Below are 20,489 nucleotides of genomic sequence, written 5' to 3'. Positions count from 1 at the left end.
GCTGGTCGCCGCTGCGCGCCGCGACCCGCCGCAGGTCATCGGCGACGGCAGGCAGACCGTGCGCCAGCTGGTCGACCTGGTCAACCAGGATCCGCGCCGCGGCGAAGGGCATGCGACCTCGCTGACCAAGATCCGGCTCGACGACATCGCCATCGGCCGCCTCGAGGCCCAGGGCCTCGTGCCCGACAGCGTGCCGGCGCTGGGCCAGCGCGTGGTGCTGCGCAACAACGCCAACCTGTCGACCGGCGGCACCGCCACCGACGTGACCGATACGGTGCACCCCGAAGTCGCGGCGCGCGCCGTCGATGCGGCCCAGATGGTCGGCCTGCACATCTGCGGCGTCGACATGGTCTGCGAGAACGTGCTGCGCCCGCTCGAGGAGCAGCACGGCGGCGTGGTCGAGGTCAACGCCGCGCCCGGCCTGCGCATGCACATCTCGCCCTCCTTCGGACGCGGCCGCGCGGTCGGCGAGGCGGTGATGGACACCCTGTTCGCCCCCGGCGACGACGGCCGCATCCCGGTGGTGGCGGTGACGGGCACCAACGGCAAGACCACCACCGCACGCTTGATCAACCACCTGCTCGCCGGCAGCGGCATGCGCACCGGCATGACCAACACCGACGGCGTGTACGTGGACGGCCGCCAGGCCGACAGCGGCGACTGCAGCGGCCCCAAGAGCGCTCGCAACGTCCTGCTGCACCCTGACGTCGATGCCGCCGTGTTCGAGGTGGCGCGCGGCGGCGTGCTGCGCGAAGGCCTCGGCTTCGACCGCTGCCAGGTGGCGGTTGTGACCAACATCGGCAGCGGCGACCACCTGGGCCTGAACTACATCACCACCGTCGAGGACCTGGCGGTGCTCAAGCGCGTGGTCGTGCGCAACGTGGCGCCGCACGGCTGCGCGGTGCTCAACGCGGCCGATCCCAACGTGGCGGCCATGGCAGCGAGTTGCCCGGGCAGCGTGATCTTCTTTGCCCGCGACCGGCAGCACCCCGTGATGGCCACGCATCGCGCGCAGGGCAAGCGCACCGTCTACGTCGACCAGGACATGCTGGTCGCCGCGGAGGGATCGTGGCGCGAGCGAATTCCGTTGCGCGACGTGCAGATCACGCGCAACGGCAGCATCGGCTTCCAGGTCGACAACGTGATGGCCGCCGTCGCTGCCGCCTGGGCCGTGGGCCTCGACTGGGACAGCATCCGCGGCGGCCTCGCGAGCTTCAAGAACGACGCGGCCGGCGTGCCGGGCCGCTTCAACGTGATGGACTACCGAGGCGCGACCGTGATCGCCGACTACGGCCACAACACCGATGCCATGCGCGCGCTGGTCGCCGCGGTCGACACCATGCCCGCCAGGAAGCGCTCGGTGGTCATCAGCGGCGCCGGCGACCGCCGCGACTGCGACATCCGCGACCAGACTGCCATCCTCGGCCAGGCCTTCGACGACGTGATCCTCTACCAGGATGCCGCGCAGCGCGGCCGGGCCGACGGCGAAGTCATGGCGCTGCTGCGGCAGGGCCTCGAGGGCGCCACCCGCACCCGCGCCATCGACGAGATCCGGGGCGAGTTCATCGCCATCGACACCGCGCTGGAGCGGCTGCGGCCGGGCGACCTGTCGCTGATCCTGGTCGACCAGGTCGAGGAAGCGCTCGCTCACCTGGCAAAGCGCATCGCCGAAGCCTGAAGGGCCGAACGCCAGCGCGCTTCCGGCCGGCGTGCGGGACCTGTCCCACATGAAGCCGCGGCACGGCCGCCGGGCGGAGGGCCGCACCAGTCCCACAGGCTTCGCCTCACGGGTGGCCCACACTGCCCGTCCGGCCGGCGTCATCTCGCGCCGCCCTGCCCTGAAAGGAGCAACCTTCATGAACAAGACCATTCGTTCGAACTTCGCCCTCGTGCTTGCCGCGGCCAGCCTCGCGCTGCCGTCCCTCGGCGCAGCGCAGGGCACCGACTCCAGCTACTTGCAAGAGCGCGCCGCCTGCGACGGCGTTCTGCAGGATCGCAGTGCCTGCCTGCGCGAAGCGGGCGCCGCCCGTTACGAAGGCCGGCGCGGCGGCCTGACCAGCGCGCCTCCCACCAGCTACGAACACAACGCCCTGGCCCGCTGCGCCCTGCAGCCGCCTGCCGATCGCGCCGCCTGCGAGGCTCGAATGCGCGGAACGGGCACAACCTCGATCGAGGGTAGCGTGCTGGGTGGCGGCCTGATTCGCGAGACCGTGACGCCCATTCCGGTGCCGGTTCAGTGAGCCCGTCGAGCGACAACCTAAGACCTACACTGTCACGAGACTGTCACAAAAGGGTAAGTAGGGATGGCTATAGTTCTGGGACCATTAGGAGGAACCCAGCCCATGAACGCCATCAAGGTCGCCCGCCGCTTCATCGAGACGGACCCGGCCAACGAATCGGCCCAGATCCTCGCCCGCCTGGTCCTGGCGCTCGAATCCGAGCGCAGTTTCGAGTTGGTCACCCTCTATGACCTTGACTACAAGAGCTTTCAGCTGGCGATGGACATCCTGAAGGAATGGCGGCTCGACCGGTATTACGCGAGCAAATCCAAGCTGTTCGACCTGTCCCTGCAAGTCAGCGAGCTCCCGGGCTGAGCACGCTGCCGGCGGGTTGCCGTCTGAACAAGACGTGACCGAATTCGAGCTCAAGTTCCAGGTCGATCCCCACGACCGGGCAGCCGTCGAAGGCGCGGTTGCGCGCGGCCGCTCGACGCGGGAACGCCTGCAAGCCCTCTACTACGACACCGCCGATGGCGCGCTGGCGGCCCAGCGCATCGTCCTGCGCATCCGCAAGGAAGGACCGCGCTGGGTGCAGACCGCCAAGGCGCCGGGCGCCAACACGCTGGAGCGCCATGAGCACAACGTCGCGATCGAGACCGCCAAGGCCAGCGACGTGCCGCTGCCGCGCCTGGAGCGCCACGCCGGCACGCCCGTCGGCGCGCTGATCGACAAGGCGCTGCGCGCCGCCGGCCAGGAGCCGGCCGAGGCACGGCTGATGCCGCTGCACGCCACCGACATCCGCCGCACCATGCGCCAGATGCGCACCGGCGATGCCCGGGTCGAACTCGCCTTCGACCGTGGCGAGGTGCGCGCGGGCGACCGCATGCATCCCCTGTGCGAGCTCGAGATCGAGCTCAAGAGCGGCAGCCCGCAATCCCTGCTCGAGCTCGCGCGCCGCTGGCGCCTGCGCTACCGGATCTCGCTGGACACGGTCTCGAAGGCCGCGCGCGGCGAGCGGCTCGCCAAGGGCATCGAGTACGGGGAGGCGGTCAAGGCCGAAGCGCCCGCCGTGGACGTGCACATGGACGGCCCGCAGGTGTTCCGCGCCGTGATCAGCGCCTGCCTGGCGCAGATCCTGCCCAACGCCAGCGAAGTGGCCGCCGGCAGCCCCGAACCCGAGCATGTGCATCAACTGCGCGTCGGCATCCGCCGCCTGCGCACGGCCCTGCGCGAGTTGTCCGACTTCGCGCCGGCCATCGACCCCGCCTGGGAGCCCGCCCTGGTCGACGCTTTCCGCGCGCTGGGCCGGCAGCGCGATCGCGAGCAGCTGGAGACGACGATGCTGCCGCAGATCGAAGCCGCCGGCGGCCCGCCGGTGGCCTTGCCCAAGCCCGCCGAGCCGGAGCCCGACCCGGCCGCCGTGGTGCGTGGCCAGGACTTCCAGCTGGCGCTGATCAGCCTGATCGCCGCATCGCTGCCGCCGGAGGAACACCCCCCCGGCGCTCCCCAGGCCGAGCAGCAAGGGGAATCGGCCCGCAAGCCCCTGCGCGCGCGACTGTCGAAGCTGCACCGCCAGGTGGTGCGCGACGGCCGGCGCTTCGACGCGCTGGAACCCGAGGCCCAGCACCGGGTCCGCAAGCGGCTCAAGCGCCTGCGGTACCTGGCCGAGTTCGTCGCGCCGATCTTCGGGGAGGGCCGCGCCGCGCGGTACCTGAAGGAACTGCGCCCCGCCCAGGATGCCCTGGGCGAGCACAACGACGCGGCCGTGGCGATCAGCGCCTACCGCGAGGCGGCCAGCCACGATGGCCGGGCCTGGTTCGCGGTCGGCTGGCTGTCGGCGCGGCAGCCCCAGGGTGCGCTCGAATGCCGGGCGGCACTGGACAAGATCGCCCAGGCGCGCCGCTTTTGGAAGCCCTAGCCGGCCGGGGCCTCGGCCCGCCGGCGATGTAACACTGCTTTACACCGCGGATTGCTCCACCTATGAAGATCCCAGGAGCCGTCATTCCGGATGACTCCACACTGGAGGAGACATCCCGATGTGCAAACTGTGCGATCAAGGCAGGCCGCAAGACCATTCCCGCTCAACGCGCGATCCTGCGAGCTATTCACGGCGCAATTTCCTGAAGGCCGGGACGACGGGGACCGCTGCTGCGGCCGCCGGGATGGGCCTGTTCACCGGGCGGGTTGCTGCAGCGCAGGACGACGACGACACCCCCAAAGACAGCGGCCGGCACGGCCGGCGCTATGTCATTCGGGGCGGCCACGTCATGTCGATGGACCCGAAAGTCGGAGATTTCGTCCAGGCCGATGTGCTGGTCGAAGGCAAGAGGATCCTCGCCGTCGGGCCGAACCTGGCAGCGTTCGGCGCCGTGATCGACGCCCGCGGCAAGATCGTGATGCCGGGCTTCATCGATACGCACCACCACCAGTTCGAGACCGCGCTGCGCAGCTTCCTGGCCGACGGCCTGCTGTTCAACGACGGCAAGCCACACGGCGCCATCAACTACTTCGAGCACATCCTCGGCAAGTTCGCTCCGGTGTACCGGCCGCAGGACGTCTACATCAGCGAGCTCTTCGGCGCGCTCAGCCAGCTCGACGCGGGTGTCACGACGGTGCACGACATCTCCCAGATCCATCACTCGCCGCAGCACTCCGACGCCGCGATCAAGGGCCTGGCCGATTCGGGGCGGCGCAGCGTGTTCGGCTACTTCGAGAGCGCGGGCAACGTTCCCGGCAACCAGTACCCGGCGGATGCTGCCCGCATCAAGGGGCAGTACTTCAGCTCCGACGATCAGCTCCTGTCCATGACCATGGGCGGCGAGATCTACCTGCCGGGCTTCGCGGTGGCCTGGACCCTCGGGCGCCAGCTCGGGCTGCAGGTGGTGGCCCACATCGTCGGCAGCTTCGGCATGGGCCCGATCTTCGATGCGCTCGCAGCGTCCAACCAGTTCGGCCCTGACAACCTGTTCATTCACATGACCGGGATGTCCGACATGAGCTGGCAAAAGGTGAAGGATGCCGGCGCGGGCGTCTCGCTCGCCGTCCCGATCGAGATGAACATGCGCCATGGCATGCCACCCATTCTCAAGACGCTGTCCCTGGACATCCAGCCATCGCTGAGCGTGGACGTGGAATGCACCCTGACGGCCGACATGTTCACCCAGATGCGCAGCGCCATGGCGTTGCAGCGGGCCTTTGTCAACCAGATGGCGCTGGAGCAGAACAACCCACCCACCCTGCCGGAACTGCTGACCACGCGCGATGTGCTGCGCTTCGCCACGATGGAAGGCGCGCGCGACCTGCGGCTCGATCGCAAGACCGGCTCGCTCACGCCGGGCAAGGAGGCCGACATCATCATCCTCGACGCCGAGGCGATCAACGTGGCACCGCTCAACGTCGTGCCGGGTGCGGTGGTATCGCTGATGGAGCGCTCCAACGTCGAGACCGTCATCGTCGCCGGCAAGGTGCGCAAGTGGAAGGGCAAGCTGCTCGATGTCGACCTGCGCCGGCTGCGCCGGGACCTGGAAGCCTCGCGCGACTACCTCTTCAACGCGGCAGGCGTTCCGCAGAACCTCTTCCGTCCCAATTGACGCTGCGACGCACGAAGACGGCGCCGCTCCGATGCCCTGGCCTGCTGAGGCCGCATCAGTGGATCGTCGCCGGTGGACGGCGAGCTTGCTTCTGAATCGTGAACGTGACGGTGTAGTCCGGATCGACCACGACCTCCCCGGTGGCGTGCAGCCGGTACTGGCCGGGCCTGACCTTGCGGAATGCGCGCGTGTCCGGCGGAAGCGAGTAGCGCTCTCCCGTGCGGCGCCCCTCCAGCCGGAGAGAGATGCCGTCGCGCGGCGTGGCAGACATGATGCGGCCGAAGATCTGCTGCTTGTCGATCAATTTGCCATCAGCATCGAGGTAGGTCAGGCCCACGAGCAGCAGCTTTCCGGGAAGCCTGGCCGCGAAGGAGGCATCCCAGGGAGCGCGCGCATCGAATTTGTCGCTCATCGGGAGTCCTTGCGGTCAATTCCGTTGGCTTCGCAACCGAGAGGTGGGTACTTCTTGGCAGTAGTTAACTACCCCACACCCGATCTCTTCTCCGCGCGAATCTGATAGCACGCAGTGTTGTCGCACACTGTGAAGTCTGCAAACCCGCTGGCCTTTCCTTCTTGAAAACTTGAAACTCCTGAAGGGTCGAAGCGATAGTTGATGTTAGCGCCGCCTTCCGACCGTCCATTAGCACCGATTTGCAGCCGCGGTCCCCGACATAGATAGTTTTCAAAATTCCTTGATATCCATATTTATTTACCTTATTGGCCAGTGAGCATCAGGACTGTTCCAGGGGGCAACATTTTCTGTGGGATCTAGCGAAGGCCCTTGCCCACGCATGCGAGGCCCCGTGCCCTCCTGCAATCCGCCCATACGGGGCGCCCTTGGTGGCGCCGTATCAGAACGTGCGCGACGAGGCCACACGGAGCCCCGTCTCAAACGACAAGTGCGACCACTGCAAATTGACGAGGCTCGATCAGAGCGGCGTTCAAAGTCTTCAAGCTCGCCGCAGACTAGGGGAAACTGCTCGCTGAAGGAATGGAAGCTCATTTCCATTAAGCCGAAGTCGCCAGCACCTATGCAGCCGACTTCATTCATTCTGATATTTGAATAAAGACCAAGTCACCTTTGAATTCGTTGAAGTTTGAATACTCTCGCAAGTAAAAATGCAAGCCGACACCCTCTACAGCTGGCGTGTTCGCTATTTCGTCCGCACATCGAAGCACAAATCTCGCGATTTCCTGATGCTGCGCCGCCACTATATGTCGGACCACCGCTTCCGCCCACAGCTCCGTTGCCGCCACCGCCGCCGCACTACTCCCAAAAGTTTAGCTCTTTCCTATACGCCAAATAACAATTGGATCGCCCACCACGTTTAACTGCATCGCCTCTGGACCAGAGTACGCCTCATCCGATAGATCAATTGCCCAAACAATGCCATTGTCAAACTCAATACAAGCAATATCATTGTCTTCCCGCACGCTTAATACAGATGTCTCCGCAACCGAGAGATCACCTCTGTTTCTAGTATCTTGAACTGACATTTGGTTGTAGATGGCCAATGCGGAGCCATTTTCAAACAAGGCTCCCATGCGTTCTGGTTCGTAGCTAAATTCCACGACCCTATGCCCGATCAATTTACACAAGGGAGAAATTTTGGTCATTTTATTCAATCATCAATCTATTGGATAAATGCTGCTCCGAACGAGCAAGCACACGTCCCGTGTACGGATCAACGCCCTGGGGTCGCGGGGTCGCATTGTTTTCGTATTTTATGTATCCGTTGGGGTATCCGGGATTCCCACCTCCTGCTCGTGTGGGATCCATTATTCGCATAGTGGACACTTGGCCGTTGGAACCCCCTGAGCCGACGGTGAAGGCGATTTCATTTGGAATTCCTGCTCCATTCGTAGTTGGCGTAGGCCCCACAGCGCCGCGCGGCACAGGAAAGACGGTTCCGCCGGGTGTAACGATGTAATTGGTTCCTGCCGGGCTGGGTCGAGCACACAGCGTAACCGGGAGGCGCGGTGCCCCCCGCACCCGGCCACGATGCATAGAAGTACGGCGCCATCCTGAACATGAAGCCTCCGAACAACGCCCGACAGTTGCTCTCGTCCGCATTCTGCCTGTGGGCCAATGGATCAAACTAAAGCTGACGAGACTCGCAGCGACTACCTTTCAGAACCCACGCGGCACGCCAACCTGCCCGCGCCGCACCGCACCCGGCGAGACCCCGATGAAGCGCTTGAACGACCGGCTGAACGCCGCCTCCGACTGATACCCCAGCTGGCTCGCCAGCTCCACCGGCCGCGCATTCTTCTCCTGCAGCAGCGTGAGCGCGAGGTGCATGCGCCAGCGCGCCACGTAGTGCATAGCCGGTTCACCGACCATGGCGGTGAACCGGGCGGCGAAGGCGGAGCGGGACATCGCGACCTCGGACGCCAGCGATGCCACCGTCCACGGCCGCGCCGGCTCGCGGTGGATGAGGGAAATGGCGCGGCCCATCTGCCGGTCCTGTAGCGCGCCGAGCCAGCCGGTGCGCGCGGCCGGGTCGCGCGCCATCCACGAGCGGATGGCCTGGATGACGAGGATGTCGGCCAGGCGCGTGATGATGGTCTCGCCGCCCGGCCGCAGCGCGCTGGCCTCCGCGGCCATGAAGCGCAGCGTGCTGCCCAGCCATTCGGCCTCGGGCGAGCGCTCGGCGTCCATGCGGATCACCGCGGGCAGCAGTTGCACCAGGCGCTGCGCGGCCGGGTGATCGAAGCGCACCGCGCCGCAGACAAGGTGGGTGGCCGCGCCGCCTCCGCCATGGCGCAGCACCTCGTAGCGCTCGCTGAGCTGCTCGCGCGGCAGGTCGAAGAGCCCCGCCGCCTCGGCGCCCGGCTCGCTTGCCAACCTGTGGCCGGCGCCGTGCGGCACCAGCGCGAAGTCGCCAGGCGCCAGCCGCTGCGGCTCCAGCCCGTCGACCTCGAGCCAGCAGGGACCGGATGTCACGACATGGAACATCAGGCATTGCGCCATGGGCGGCAGCGCCAGGCCCCAGGGCGCGCTGAATTCGGATCGGCAGTAGAAGACGCCGTTCATGCGCAGAAAATGCAGGGCTTCGCCCAGCGGGTCCACGGGGGTAAAGGCATCGGCGATCGGCATGCTGCGAGTATGGGCGCCGCTCTACCTGGCGTCCAGCCGGCTTGGACGAATGAGCAACGATCAGCGACCTCGAGTCATTGATAAGCCCGGATCGGCCCACCATAGTGGACGCCATGTTCAACCGACTCCTGGAGCCCCGATCATGACCACCACCCCGTTCTTCGCCATCATGGGCGCCACCGGCAACACCGGCGGCAAGATCGCCCGGCGCCTGCTGGCCTCAGGGGCCAGGGTCCGCGCCATCGGCCGCAACCCGCAAAAGCTGGACGTGCTGGCGAGGGCCGGCGCCGAGGTGCTTGCAGGCGACAGCCGAGACCCGGCTTTCCTGGCGCAAGCCTTCCGCGGCGCAAATGGGGTCTACACCCTGCTGGCCACCGACCGCCAGGCCCCCGACTACGCGGCGCGGCAGGACGAGGAAGGCGAGGCCATCGCGCAGGCCGTGCAGGCCAGCGGCGCGGGCCGAGTGGTCGCGCTCAGCAGCCTGGGTGCCGATGTGCACGAGGGCACCGGCCTGATCGCCGGCCTGCACCGGCAGGAGGAGCGCCTGCGCAGGATCGCCGGCATCGACCTGCTGCTGCTGCGCCCGGTCTCCTTCTTCGAGAACTTCTACGACGCGCTCGGCACCATCAAGGAAGCGGGCATGCTGGCCGACACCGTCGCGCCCGATCTCCCCGTGCCCATGATCGCGGCCGACGACATCGCCGCGGCTGCGGCCCAGGCACTGCTGGCGCGCGACTGGACCGGCGTGGCGGTGCGCGAGCTTTTGGGCCAGCGCGACATCAGCCACCGAGACATCGCCCGCCTGGTCGGCACGGCCATCGGCCGACCCGAGCTGCCCTATGTCCAGCTGTCCGAGGCCGAGATGGGCGAAGCGCTGGTCGGCGCCGGCCTGTCGCCCAGCTTCGTGGCGCTCTATCTGGAAATGACGCGCGCCTTCAATGAAGAGCGGGTCGCCCCTCGGGCAGGCCGCACGCCCGGGAACACGACGCCCACGCGCTTCGAGGACTTCGTCCCCGAGCTCGCTGCTGCCTATCGGCGGAGCTGAGCCGGATCGGAATAGTAAGGCGAAGGTCCTCCAACGTCTCAAGACGCGCCGCTGTCCGACAAGCTGAAGCGCGAGCGGCCATTGCCGGCGCGCCGCGGCGCACCTACAAAGGTCCGTTCAACGCCGAACCGGCTGCGTTCACGCACGGCCGCGGCCCTCGAATGCCAAGGACCCCGCAGTGCCCATCACCCCCGCCTTCAGTGCCCAGGACCGCTACTTCTTCAGCGAGGGCACGCACTCCCGTCTCTACGATCAACTGGGTTGCCACCTCCGCAACGAGGGCGGCGCCCGCTTCGCGGTCTGGGCGCCGAATGCGGCCTCCGTGTCGGTAGTCGGCGACTGGAACGGCTGGAACGGCGATGCCCATCCGCTGCAGGCGCACGAGGACAGCGGCATCTGGACGGGCACCGCCTGCGAGGTCGCGCCCGGCCAGGCGTACAAGTACCGCATCCGCTCGCGCCACAGCGGCTACCAGGTCGACAAGGCCGACCCTTTCGCCTTCTTCTGCGAGACGCCGCCGGCCACCGCCTCGCGGGCCTGGTCGCTCAACTACGAGTGGGGCGACGGCGACTGGATGGCCACGCGCGCCGCGCGCAATGCACTGGATGCGCCCATGTCCACCTACGAGGTCCATCTCGGCTCCTGGCGGCGCCGCGACGGCAAGTTCCTCAACTACCGCGAGCTCGCCCCCCTGCTGGCCGACTACGTGCGCGAGATGGGCTTCACGCATGTGGAGCTGATGCCCGTCACCGAGCATCCCTTCTACGGCTCCTGGGGCTACCAGACCACCGCCTACTTCGCGCCGACCTCGCGCTACGGCACGCCGCAGGACTTCATGTACTTCGTCGACCACCTGCACCAGCGCGGCATCGGCGTGCTGCTGGACTGGGTGCCCTCGCACTTCCCCACCGACGAGCACGGCCTCGGCTACTTCGACGGCACTCATCTCTACGAGCATGCCGACCCGATGCAGGGCTTCCATCCCGAGTGGAAGTCGAGCATCTTCAACTACGGGCGGCACGAGGTGCGCAGCTTCCTGGTCTCCTCGGGCCTGTTCTGGCTGGACAAGTACCACATCGACGGGCTTCGCGTCGATGCGGTTGCCTCCATGCTCTACCTCGACTACGGGCGCGCGCACGGCGAATGGATCCCCAACCGCCACGGCGGGCGCGAGAACCTGGAGGCCATCGAGTTCCTCCAGACCCTCAACCGCGCCGTGTACCGCGAGCACCCCGACACCGTCACCATCGCCGAGGAATCCACTGCCTGGCCGCGCGTCTCCCGCCCGACCGACATGGACGGCCTGGGCTTCGGCATGAAGTGGAACATGGGCTGGATGCACGACAGCCTGGCCTACATGCACGAGGACCCGGTGCATCGCCGGTATCACCATCACCAGATGACCTTCTCGCTGGTCTACGCCTTCAGCGAGAACTTCGTGCTGCCGCTCTCGCACGACGAGGTGGTCTACGGCAAGGGCTCGCTGCTGCGCAAGATGCCGGGCGACAACTGGCAACAGTTCGCCAACCTGCGCGCGCTGTTCGGCCTGATGTGGGGGCATCCGGGCAAGAAGCTGCTCTTCATGGGCGGCGAGTTCGGCCAGCGCCGCGAATGGACCCACGACGGCGAGCTCGAATGGTGGGTCGCCGCGCTCGACGGGCACGCGGGGCTGCAGCGCTTCGTGGCGCAGCTCAATCACTTCTACCGCGCCACGCCGGCGCTGCACGAGCTCGACTTCTCGGGCGCCGGCTTCGAGTGGGTCGTGGCCGACGATGCCGAGCACAGCGTCTTCGCCTTCCTGCGCAAGCCACGCGAAGGTGCACCCGTGCTGGTCGTCAGCAACATGACGCCGGTGCCGCGCACCAACTACCTGCTCGGCGTGCCCAACGGCGGCTTCTGGCGCGAGCGCCTCAACAGCGACGCCAGCGAATTCGGCGGCGCGGGCTGGGGCAACTTCGGCGGCGTCGAGGCTTCGCCCGTTCGTTCGCACGGCCGCATGCACTCGCTCTGTCTCACGCTCCCGCCACTTTCCACCTTGATCCTGGAGCACGACCCCCATGCCTAAGGCCGCCCCATTGCCCGTCCCGACAATCCAACGCGCGGACGGCGATGACGGCCGCGTGCGTGCCGTCATCGATGCCGTGCTGCCGAACGTCGACGGCGGCCGCTTCGCGGTGAAGCGCGTGGCCGGCGAGGCCTTGCGCGTGCAGGCCCACTGCTTCGCCGACGGCCACGATGTGCTGCGGGTGATGTTGCGCTGGCGCCCCGAAGCCGATGCCGACTGGACCGAGCTGCCGATGCAGGCATTGGGCAACGATGTCTGGGAGGCCGAATTCGCGCCGCCCGCGATCGGCCGCTACCGCTACACCGTCACCGCGTGGGTCGACGCCTTCGAGTCCTGGCGCCACGACATGGCGCGCCGCGTCGATCCGGAGGACATCCGCATCGCCTCGCAGGTGGGGGCGCATGAAATCGCCGCCGCGGCCGAGCGCGCAAAAGGCGCCGATGCCCAGGCGCTGGCGCGCTGGAGCCGCGAGCTGGAGGCCGCGGCACTCGGGAGCAGCATGGACGCGCCCGCCCTCAAGGCCTTCGCGCTGGACGAGGCGCTGTGTGTCCTGACCGAGCGCTATCCGGACCGCCGCCTGGCTACGCACTACCCCGTGGAGCTGCCGCTCGTGGCCGACCGCGAGCGCGCGCGCTTCAGCACCTGGTACGAGCTCTTCCCGCGCTCGACCGCGCCCGAAGGCGACCGGCACGGCACCTTCAAGGACGTGGAGGCGCGCCTGCCGGCCATCGCCGCCATGGGCTTCGACGTGCTCTACTTTCCGCCCGTCCATCCGATCGGGCGCATCCAGCGCAAGGGGAAGAACAACGCGCTCGCGGCGCAACCCGGCGATGTCGGCAGCCCCTGGGCCATCGGTGCCGAGGAAGGCGGCCACAAGTCCATCCTGCCCGAGCTGGGCACCCGCGAGGACTTCCAGCACCTGCGGGCCGAGGCGCAACGCCACGGCCTGGAGATCGCACTCGACATCGCCTTTCAATGTGCGCCCGACCACCCGTACGTGAAGGCGCATCCGGCCTGGTTCCGCTGGCGCCCCGACGGCACCGTGCAGTACGCCGAGAACCCGCCGAAGAAGTACCAGGACATCTATCCTTTCAATTTCGAGACCGAAGACTGGCAGGGGCTCTGGACCGAGCTCAAGAGCGTGTTCGAGCACTGGATCGCCGAGGGCGTGAAGATCTTCCGGGTCGACAACCCGCACACCAAGGCCTTTCCCTTCTGGGAATGGGCGATCACCGAGCTCAAGCGCGCCCACCCCGACGTGCTGTTCCTGGCCGAGGCCTTCACCCGGCCCAAGGTGATGCACCGGCTCGCCAAGCTGGGCTTCTCGCAGTCCTACACCTACTTCACCTGGCGCAACACCAAGCAGGAGCTCACCGAATACTTCACCGAGCTCTCGCAGGGCCTCGGCAGCGAGTACTTCCGCCCCAATGTGTGGCCCAACACGCCCGACATCCTGCACGAGCGGCTGCAGGGCGGAGAAACCCCCGTCTTCATGGCCCGCCTGGTGCTGGCCGCCACGCTGTCGGCGAGCTACGGCATCTACGGCCCGGCCTTCGAGCTGCGCGAGCACCTGCCGCGCGAGCAGGGCAGCGAGGAATACCTCAACTCCGAGAAGTACCAGCTGCGCCGCTGGAACCACGACGACCCGCAAAGCCTCGCGCCCTTCATCGCCCGCGTCAACCACATCCGGCGCGAGAACCCGGCCCTGCATGCGGACCGCAGCCTGCGCTTCTTCCACATCGACAACGGCGAGCTGCTCGCCTATGCCAAGCGCTCGGCCGACGGCAGCAACGTGATCGTGACGGTGGTCAACCTCGACCCGCACAACGTACAGTCGGGCTGGCTCGAGCTGGACCTGGACTTCGTCGACTGCGAGCCCGCGCATCCCTTCCAGATGCACGACCTTCTGAGCAACCAGCGCTACCTCTGGCAAGGCAGCCGCCATTTCATCCGGCTCGATCCGCACAGCGTGCCGGCCCATGTCTTCCTGGTGCGGCGGCGCGTACGGGATGAACGCGACTTCGACTACTTCCTCTAGGGGCCTGTTGACATGAATGCACCCGTATCGCACCTGCTCCTGGAGACCGTCGAGATCGACAGCACCGACGATCCGCAGTGGTACCGCGATGCGGTCATCTACCAGCTCAACGTCAAGGCCTTCTTCGACTCGAACGACGACGGCTATGGCGACTTCAAGGGTGTCACCGCCAAGCTCGACTACGTGAAGGACCTGGGCGTCAACACCATCTGGCTGATGCCCTTCTATCCCTCGCCGCTGCGCGACGACGGCTACGACATCGCCGAATATGAAGACGTGCACCCGCACTACGGGACGCTGGCCGACTTCAAGATCATGCTGGAGGAGGCCCACAAGCGCGGCCTGCGCGTCATCACCGAGCTGGTCATCAACCACACCTCCAGCGACCATCCTTGGTTCCAGGCCGCGCGGCGCGCGCCGCCGGGCTCGCCCGAGCGCGAGTTCTACGTGTGGAGCGACACCGACCAGCTCTACCAGGGCACGCGCATCATCTTCACGGACACCGAGACCTCCAACTGGGCCTGGGACCCGGTGGCCAAGGCCTACTACTGGCACCGCTTCTTCAGCCACCAGCCCGATCTCAACTTCAGCAACCCCAAGGTGCTGGAGGCGGTGTTCAAGACCATGCGCTTCTGGCTCGACCTGGGGGTGGACGGCTTCCGGCTCGACGCCATTCCCTATCTCTGCGAGCGCGACGGCACCAGCAACGAGAACCTGCCCGAGACCCACGTGGTGATCAAGCAGCTGCGCGCCGCCATCGACGCGCAGTACAAGAACCGCTTCCTGCTGGCCGAGGCCAACATGTGGCCCGAGGACGTGCGCGAGTACTTCGGCGATGCCGACGAATGCCACATGGCCTACCACTTCCCCCTGATGCCGCGCATGTACATGGCGATCGCACAGGAGGACCGCCACCCGATCGTAGAGATCGTGCAGCAGACGCCCGAGATCCCCGAGGGCTGCCAGTGGGCCATCTTCCTGCGCAACCACGACGAGCTCACGCTCGAGATGGTGACCAGCAAGGAGCGCGACTACATGTATCTCATGTACGCCGCCGACCTGCGCGCCCGCATCAACGTCGGGATCCGGCGCCGACTCGCGCCGCTGATGGAAAACGACATGGACCGCGTCAAGCTGATGAACGCGATGCTGCTGTCGATGCCGGGCTCGCCCATCATCTACTACGGCGACGAGATCGGCATGGGCGACAACGTCTTCGTCGGCGACCGCAACGGCGTGCGCACCCCGATGCAATGGAGTCCCGACCGCAACGCGGGCTTCTCGCGCGCCGACCCGCAGCGCCTTTACCTGCAGCCGATCATGGACCCGATGTACGGCTACGAGGCCCTGAACGTGGAGGCGCAGGCGCGCGACGCCAGCTCGCTGCTGAACTGGACCCGGCGCATGCTCGCGGTGCGCAAGACCAGCAGGGCCTTCGGCCGCGGCCGGCGCGTGTTCCTGCGGCCGGGCAACCGCAAGATCCTCGCCTACCTCAGCGAATACGAGGGCGACACCATCCTCACTGTCTTCAATCTCTCGCGCGCGGCTCAGCCGGTGGAACTGGACCTCTCGGCCTACAAGGGCAGCATCCCTGTCGAGATGCTGGGGCGCACCTCCTTTCCCCCCATCGGCGAGCTGCCCTACCTGCTGACCCTGACCTCCTACGGCTTCTACTGGTTCCGGCTCGCGCAGGACGCCGAGATGCCCAGCTGGCACCAGGAAGGCGTGGGCCTGCAGGACCGCCCGACGCTGGTGCTCTTCGACGGCTGGACCAGCTTCTTCCGCGACCGCGTGATGCCCTGGCGCATCGGCATGGCCGAGCGCATGCTCACGCAGTTCGAGACCGACACCCTTCCGCGCTTCATCGAGATCCAGCGCTGGTACGGGGCCAAGGGCTCGGCGGTCGAGCGCGCCCGCCTGGTGGACCATGCGGTGTGGGACGGCGACGGCTTCAGCTGGATGCTGCCGCTGGTCTCGCTCGACGGGCCGCCCGAGGCGTCGGCCTACTTCGTGCCGCTGGCGCTGGCCTGGGAGGAGCAGGACGAAGACCGGCTCAACCGCCTGACGCAGGCAGGCGTCGCCAAGGTGCGGCAGCAGGCCAATGTCGGCGTCATGGCCGATGCCTTCTACGACGAGGTCTTCTGCCGCGCGATGGTGCGCGCCGTGCGCGACGGCATGGAACTGCAGGCATCCCACGGGCGCCTGCGCTTCACGCCCACCGAGGCCTTCGGCCGCATCGAGGCCGACCTCGACGCGCTGGCCGTCGGCCGCCCGGGCGCGCAGAGCAGCAACACGGTCGTGACCTTCGACGAAACCCTTTTCCTCAAGGCCTACCGGCGCGTGCGCGACGGCATCAACCCCGAGGTCGAGATGGGGCGCTTCCTCACCAGCGTCGTGCACTACCCGCACTGCGTGCCGGTGCTGGGCGCGCTCGAATACATCGGCAACGACGGTCGCACCGCGACCCTGGCCATGGTCCAGCGCTACGTGAAGAACCAGGGCGACGGCTGGGTGTACACGCTGGGCTACGTGGAGCGCTTCCTCGAGGAGCTGCGCACCGCGCCCGAGACGCTCGCCGTCGTCGCGCCGGCGCAGGCCCATGGCGGCTTCGCCGCGCTCATGGGTGTGCTCGGCCGCCGCACCGCGGAACTGCACCTGGCACTCGCGCGCCGCACCGGTGATCCGGCCTTCGACCCGGAGCCGCTCGCCCCGGAGGACATCGAGGCGATGCGCGAGCACGCGGTTGCCGATGTCGCCACCACCCTGGCCCTGCTGCGCGAGCGGCTGCCCCAGTTGCCCGCACCCGCTCAGGAAGATGCGCAGGCCCTTCTCGCGCAGGAAAGCCGCCTCGCGGCGCGCGCCTGCGCAGCCATCGGCGACGGCCATGGCCTGAAGACGCGCTACCACGGCGACTATCACCTGGGCCAGGTACTGGTGAGCGACAACGACTTCGTCATCATCGACTTCGAGGGCGAGCCAACGCGCGCCTTCGAGGAGCGCCGCGCCAAGGGCTCGGCGCTGCGCGACGTGGCCGGCATGCTGCGCTCCTTCAACTACGCACGCTGGTCGGCGCTCAAGCGCGTGGCGCAGAACACCGACGAGCTGCACCGCCTGGCGCAGCCGGTGCGCCAGTGGGAGACGACCAGCCGCGAGGCCTTCCTGTCCGCCTACCTCAAGACCATGGAAGACGCAGCGCCGGCGATGGCGGTCGACCTGCAACTGCTGGACCTGTTCGAACTCGAGAAGGCGCTGTACGAGCTGCGCTACGAATTGAACAACCGCACCGACTGGGTCCAGGTCCCGCTGCAGGGCCTGCTGGCGCTGGCGGGTCGCGACGCCGTATCCTGACGAACGCCCGCCGCGCACGCACGGGTCAACGGAGAAAAGCATCATGGAAAGCTTCGGCATTCACCTGGAGCCCTTGCGGGCCATCCTGTTCCAGATCGGCGCCTTCCTGCCACGGCTGCTCATCGCGGTGGTGGTCGTGGTCGCCGGCTGGCTCCTCGCCAAGCTGGCGCGCTTCACCGTGGTGAAGGCCTTGCGCGCCATCAACTTCAACGTGCTCACCGAGCGCGCCGGCCTCGACGGCTTCCTGCGCCAGGGCGGCATGCGCGGCGACACCACCAGCGTGTTCGGCATGCTGGTGTACTGGCTGGTAATCCTCGCCTCGCTGCTCATCGCGTTCAACGGCCTGGGGCTCACCTACATCAGCGACCTGATCGGCAAGGTGATGTGGTTCGTGCCCAATGTCTTCGTCGCGCTGCTGGTGCTGGCCTTCGGCTCGTACTTCGCGCGCTTCGTGGGCGACACCGTGACCGCCTATGGCCGCAACGTCAAGCTGCAGGACGCCGTTTTCCTCGGGAAGCTGGCGCAGTACGCGATCCTGGTCTTCGTGGTGCTCATCGCACTCGACCAGATCAAGGTCGGCGGCGACATCGTGCGCGAGAGCTTCCTGGTCATCCTGGCCGGCGTGGTCTTCGCGCTGGCCCTGGCTTTCGGCCTCGGCGGCAAGGACTGGGCAGCCGAACGCATCGAGCAATGGTGGCCACGCGAGAACAAGGACCCCGCAGAACGCCTCGAAGAGCGCAAATTTCGCCGATGAAAACCAACGATCTGATCACCACTGTCTGGCCCGGCCGCCCTTACCCGCGCGGCGCCCACTGGGATGGCGAAGGCGTCAACTTCGCGCTCTTCTCGCAGCACGCGACCAAGGTGGATCTGTGCATCTTCGACGAGAAGGGACGTCACGAGCGCCACCGCATCACCATGCCCGAGCGCACCGACGACGTCTGGCACTGCTACCTGCCCGAGGCGCGGCCCGGCCTGGCCTACGGCTATCGCGTGCATGGCCCTTACAAGCCCGAGGAGGGACATCGCTTCAATCCCAACAAGCTGCTCATCGACCCCTATGCCAAGGACCTGGTGGGCCAGCTGCGCTGGAGCGATGCGCTGTACGGATACACCGTGGGCAGCAAGCGCCAGGACCTGTCCTTCGACCGGCGCGACAGCGCGCCGCTCATGCCGAAGGGCCGGGTGCTCGAGCCCGCCTTCACCTGGGGCGACGACCGCCCGCCGCAGATCGCGTGGCACGACATGGTGATCTACGAGATGCACGTGCGTGGCTTCACGATGACGCACCCCGACGTGCCGCCGCAGCTGCGCGGCACCTATGCCGGGCTTTGTTCCGCACCGGTGATCGACTACCTCCGGCGCCTCGGCGTCACCACCGTCGAGCTGCTGCCGGTGCATGCCTTCCTCAACGACCGCCACCTTGCGGAGCAGGGCATGCAGAACTACTGGGGCTACAACACGCTGTGCTACTTCGCGCCCGAGATGCGCTACAGCGCTTCGCAGAAGGTCAAGGAATTCAAGACCATGGTGAAGACGCTGCACACCGCCGGCATCGAGGTGATCCTCGACGTGGTCTACAACCACAGCTGCGAAGGCAACCAGATGGGGCCGACGCTCTCGCTGCGCGGCGTCGACAACGCCTCCTACTACATCATCAACGGCGAGAACCGCCGCTTCTACGACGACTTCACCGGCTGCGGCAACACCGTCAACCTCGAGCACCCGCGCGCGCTGCAGCTGGTGATGGACTCGCTGCGCTACTGGGTCGAGGAGATGCACGTCGACGGGTTCCGCTTCGACCTCGCGGCGGCACTGGCGCGCGAGTCGGGCAAGGTGGAGAACCTGGGTGGCTTCTTCGATGCCATCCGCCAGGACCCCACGCTCAACCGGGTGAAGCTGATCGCCGAGCCGTGGGACCTGGGCCACGGCGGCTATCGCGTGGGCAACTTCCCCTATGGCTTCGCGGAATGGAACGATCGCTACCGCGACGGTGTACGTGCCTACTGGAAAGGCGACGGCGGCAAGCTCGGCGAGTTCGCCCAGCGCCTGACCGGCTCGCAGGATCTGTACGGCTGGTCCGGCCGGCATCCGAACTCCAGCATCAACTTCGTCACCGCGCACGACGGCTTCACGCTGCACGACCTGGTCTCCTACAACGAGAAGCACAACGAAGCCAACGGAGAGTACAACCGCGACGGCAACAACCACAACCTGTCGTGGAACTGCGGCGAGGAGGGCCCCACCTCCAACCCTTCCGTGCTCGCGCTGCGCGCGCGCCAGATGCGCAACCTGCTGGCCACGCTGCTGCTGTCGCAAGGGGTGCCGATGCTGCTGGCCGGCGACGAGCGCGGCCACACGCAGAACGGCAACAACAACGCCTATTGCCAGGACAACGAACGGACCTGGCTCGACTGGAGTCCCGATGACCAGCGCGAGGCGCTGACGAACTTTGTCCGGCGCGTCATTGCCCTGCGCCGCATGCATCCATCCTTTCGCCGCCGCGGCTTCTTCACCGGCCAGCCGCCGCCGGGCAGCACCGTCAACGACGTCTGCTGGCTGCGCCCGGATGGGGGCGAGATGACGCCCGAGGACTGGAACGACGGCGAGGCGCGCGCGCTGGCCATGCTGGTGTCGGGCCTTGGGATCACGGACTCCGGGCCGCGGGGCGAGGCCGTGCGCGACGACGATTTCCTGCTGCTCTTCAGCGCCCACCATGAGGACCTCGACTTCGTGCTGCCGACGGCAGGCGAGCCCTGGCACCTGCTGCTCGACACGGCCACAGGGGCCTTGCCGCCCGAGGAAGGCCAGGCGGGCGCCGGCTTGCCGCAGCCTTGGGCCGAGCCCCGCTACCGGCTGCAAAGCCGCTCCTTCGTGCTCATGACCCGCACGGCCCGCTCGAGCGGCCAAGCACCGGCGCAGGCTCCGGCATGAACGGCGCTCACGCGATGCCCTTCGGTGCCAGCCTGCTGGAAGGCGGCGGCGTGCGCTTCGCGCTGTGGGCGCCGGGCGTGGAGCAGGTGGTGCTGGAGCTCGGCACTACGCCCTCCTCGCACCCGATGGTGCGCGACGGCGACGGCTGGC

Annotated in this window: 15 protein-coding genes; 11 read left to right on the top strand and 4 right to left on the bottom strand. The window is 67.3% G+C overall.

The genetic code is table 11. From position 1 onward, the window contains the following. The 5 genes from APY03_RS43410 to APY03_RS07975 form a co-directional block, all read left to right on the top strand. The coding region (locus APY03_RS43410) for a Mur ligase family protein (protein ID WP_232324190.1) at window positions 1–1,678 on the top strand (1,678 nt) is incomplete at its 5' end. Between the two features lie 178 nt (window positions 1,679–1,856). After that, window positions 1,857–2,240 carry a hypothetical protein gene (locus tag APY03_RS07990; protein WP_068675621.1) on the top strand — a complete coding sequence of 128 codons (384 nt, stop codon included), beginning with the start codon at window positions 1,857–1,859 and terminating at the stop codon, window positions 2,238–2,240. Window positions 2,241–2,342: 102 nt separating this feature from the next. After that, window positions 2,343–2,594, top strand: a complete 252-nt coding sequence (locus APY03_RS07985) for a hypothetical protein (protein WP_068675619.1) — start codon at window positions 2,343–2,345, stop codon at window positions 2,592–2,594. Window positions 2,595–2,628: 34 nt separating this feature from the next. Next, the gene (locus APY03_RS07980) at window positions 2,629–4,137 is read left to right on the top strand and encodes a CYTH and CHAD domain-containing protein (RefSeq protein WP_068675618.1); all 1,509 of its coding nucleotides are present in this window, start codon (window positions 2,629–2,631) and stop codon (window positions 4,135–4,137) included. A gap of 118 nt (window positions 4,138–4,255) precedes the next feature. Next, window positions 4,256–5,809, top strand: coding sequence for an amidohydrolase family protein (locus tag APY03_RS07975; protein ID WP_068675615.1), 1,554 nt, complete (start codon window positions 4,256–4,258; stop codon window positions 5,807–5,809). A 55-nt stretch (window positions 5,810–5,864) separates the two neighbouring features. Here the strand turns inward: APY03_RS07975 and APY03_RS07970 are convergent, their stop codons facing one another. The 4 genes from APY03_RS07970 to APY03_RS07965 form a co-directional block, all read right to left on the bottom strand. Further along, window positions 5,865–6,221, bottom strand: a complete 357-nt coding sequence (locus tag APY03_RS07970; protein ID WP_068675613.1) for a hypothetical protein — start codon at window positions 6,219–6,221, stop codon at window positions 5,865–5,867. Window positions 6,222–6,285: 64 nt separating this feature from the next. Next, window positions 6,286–6,495 (bottom strand): hypothetical protein, encoded by a 210-nt coding sequence (locus tag APY03_RS45600; protein WP_443082802.1) that lies wholly within the window; start codon window positions 6,493–6,495, stop codon window positions 6,286–6,288. Between the two features lie 595 nt (window positions 6,496–7,090). Next, complete coding sequence (locus APY03_RS41300; protein ID WP_146039254.1) at window positions 7,091–7,426, bottom strand: hypothetical protein; 336 nt, start codon at window positions 7,424–7,426, stop codon at window positions 7,091–7,093. A 514-nt stretch (window positions 7,427–7,940) separates the two neighbouring features. After that, on the bottom strand, window positions 7,941–8,909 hold the full coding sequence (locus tag APY03_RS07965; protein WP_068675611.1) for an AraC family transcriptional regulator: 969 nt from the start codon (window positions 8,907–8,909) through the stop codon (window positions 7,941–7,943). A gap of 142 nt (window positions 8,910–9,051) precedes the next feature. Between APY03_RS07965 and APY03_RS07960 the strand changes: the two genes are divergently transcribed. From APY03_RS07960 to glgX, 6 genes are all read left to right on the top strand, one after another. Next, window positions 9,052–9,954, top strand: a complete 903-nt coding sequence (locus APY03_RS07960; RefSeq protein ID WP_068675609.1) for an NmrA family NAD(P)-binding protein — start codon at window positions 9,052–9,054, stop codon at window positions 9,952–9,954. Between the two features lie 178 nt (window positions 9,955–10,132). Next, window positions 10,133–12,019, top strand: a complete 1,887-nt coding sequence (glgB, locus tag APY03_RS07955; RefSeq protein ID WP_068675607.1) for a 1,4-alpha-glucan branching protein GlgB — start codon at window positions 10,133–10,135, stop codon at window positions 12,017–12,019. After that, window positions 12,012–14,057, top strand: a complete 2,046-nt coding sequence (locus APY03_RS07950; RefSeq protein ID WP_068675605.1) for an alpha-1,4-glucan--maltose-1-phosphate maltosyltransferase — start codon at window positions 12,012–12,014, stop codon at window positions 14,055–14,057. Before glgB ends, APY03_RS07950 begins: the two co-directional genes overlap by 8 nt. A 12-nt stretch (window positions 14,058–14,069) precedes the next feature. Next, window positions 14,070–17,405, top strand: a complete 3,336-nt coding sequence (gene treS / locus APY03_RS07945; RefSeq protein WP_068675603.1) for a maltose alpha-D-glucosyltransferase — start codon at window positions 14,070–14,072, stop codon at window positions 17,403–17,405. 43 nt (window positions 17,406–17,448) lie between these two features. After that, complete coding sequence (locus APY03_RS07940; protein WP_068675601.1) at window positions 17,449–18,159, top strand: mechanosensitive ion channel family protein; 711 nt, start codon at window positions 17,449–17,451, stop codon at window positions 18,157–18,159. Then, complete coding sequence (gene glgX / locus APY03_RS07935) at window positions 18,156–20,339, top strand: glycogen debranching protein GlgX (RefSeq protein ID WP_068675599.1); 2,184 nt, start codon at window positions 18,156–18,158, stop codon at window positions 20,337–20,339. The genes APY03_RS07940 and glgX overlap by 4 nt, the downstream gene beginning before the upstream one ends. Window positions 20,340–20,489 lie beyond the last annotated feature (150 nt).

This window comes from Variovorax sp. WDL1 (genome assembly GCF_001541225.1).
Taxonomy (GTDB): Bacteria; Pseudomonadota; Gammaproteobacteria; order Burkholderiales; family Burkholderiaceae_C; genus Variovorax.
The sequence above is the reverse complement of the archived record's forward strand: the minus strand, read 5'-3'. Positions and strand labels throughout refer to the sequence as shown.

Bases quoted from the DNA above. Each gene is read 5' to 3' on its own strand.
- APY03_RS07990 (WP_068675621.1), top strand. From the start codon at position 1,857: ATGAACAAGACCATTCGTTCGAACTTCGCCCTCGTGCTTGCCGCGGCC.
- APY03_RS07985 (WP_068675619.1), top strand. From the start codon at position 2,343: ATGAACGCCATCAAGGTCGCCCGCCGCTTCATCGAGACGGACCCGGCC.
- APY03_RS07975 (WP_068675615.1), top strand. From the start codon at position 4,256: ATGTGCAAACTGTGCGATCAAGGCAGGCCGCAAGACCATTCCCGCTCA.
- APY03_RS07970 (WP_068675613.1), bottom strand. From the start codon at position 6,221: ATGAGCGACAAATTCGATGCGCGCGCTCCCTGGGATGCCTCCTTCGCG.
- APY03_RS41300 (WP_146039254.1), bottom strand. From the start codon at position 7,426: ATGACCAAAATTTCTCCCTTGTGTAAATTGATCGGGCATAGGGTCGTG.
- APY03_RS07965 (WP_068675611.1), bottom strand. From the start codon at position 8,909: ATGCCGATCGCCGATGCCTTTACCCCCGTGGACCCGCTGGGCGAAGCC.
- APY03_RS07960 (WP_068675609.1), top strand. From the start codon at position 9,052: ATGACCACCACCCCGTTCTTCGCCATCATGGGCGCCACCGGCAACACC.
- APY03_RS07950 (WP_068675605.1), top strand. From the start codon at position 12,012: ATGCCTAAGGCCGCCCCATTGCCCGTCCCGACAATCCAACGCGCGGAC.
- treS (WP_068675603.1), top strand. From the start codon at position 14,070: ATGAATGCACCCGTATCGCACCTGCTCCTGGAGACCGTCGAGATCGAC.
- APY03_RS07940 (WP_068675601.1), top strand. From the start codon at position 17,449: ATGGAAAGCTTCGGCATTCACCTGGAGCCCTTGCGGGCCATCCTGTTC.
- glgX (WP_068675599.1), top strand. From the start codon at position 18,156: ATGAAAACCAACGATCTGATCACCACTGTCTGGCCCGGCCGCCCTTAC.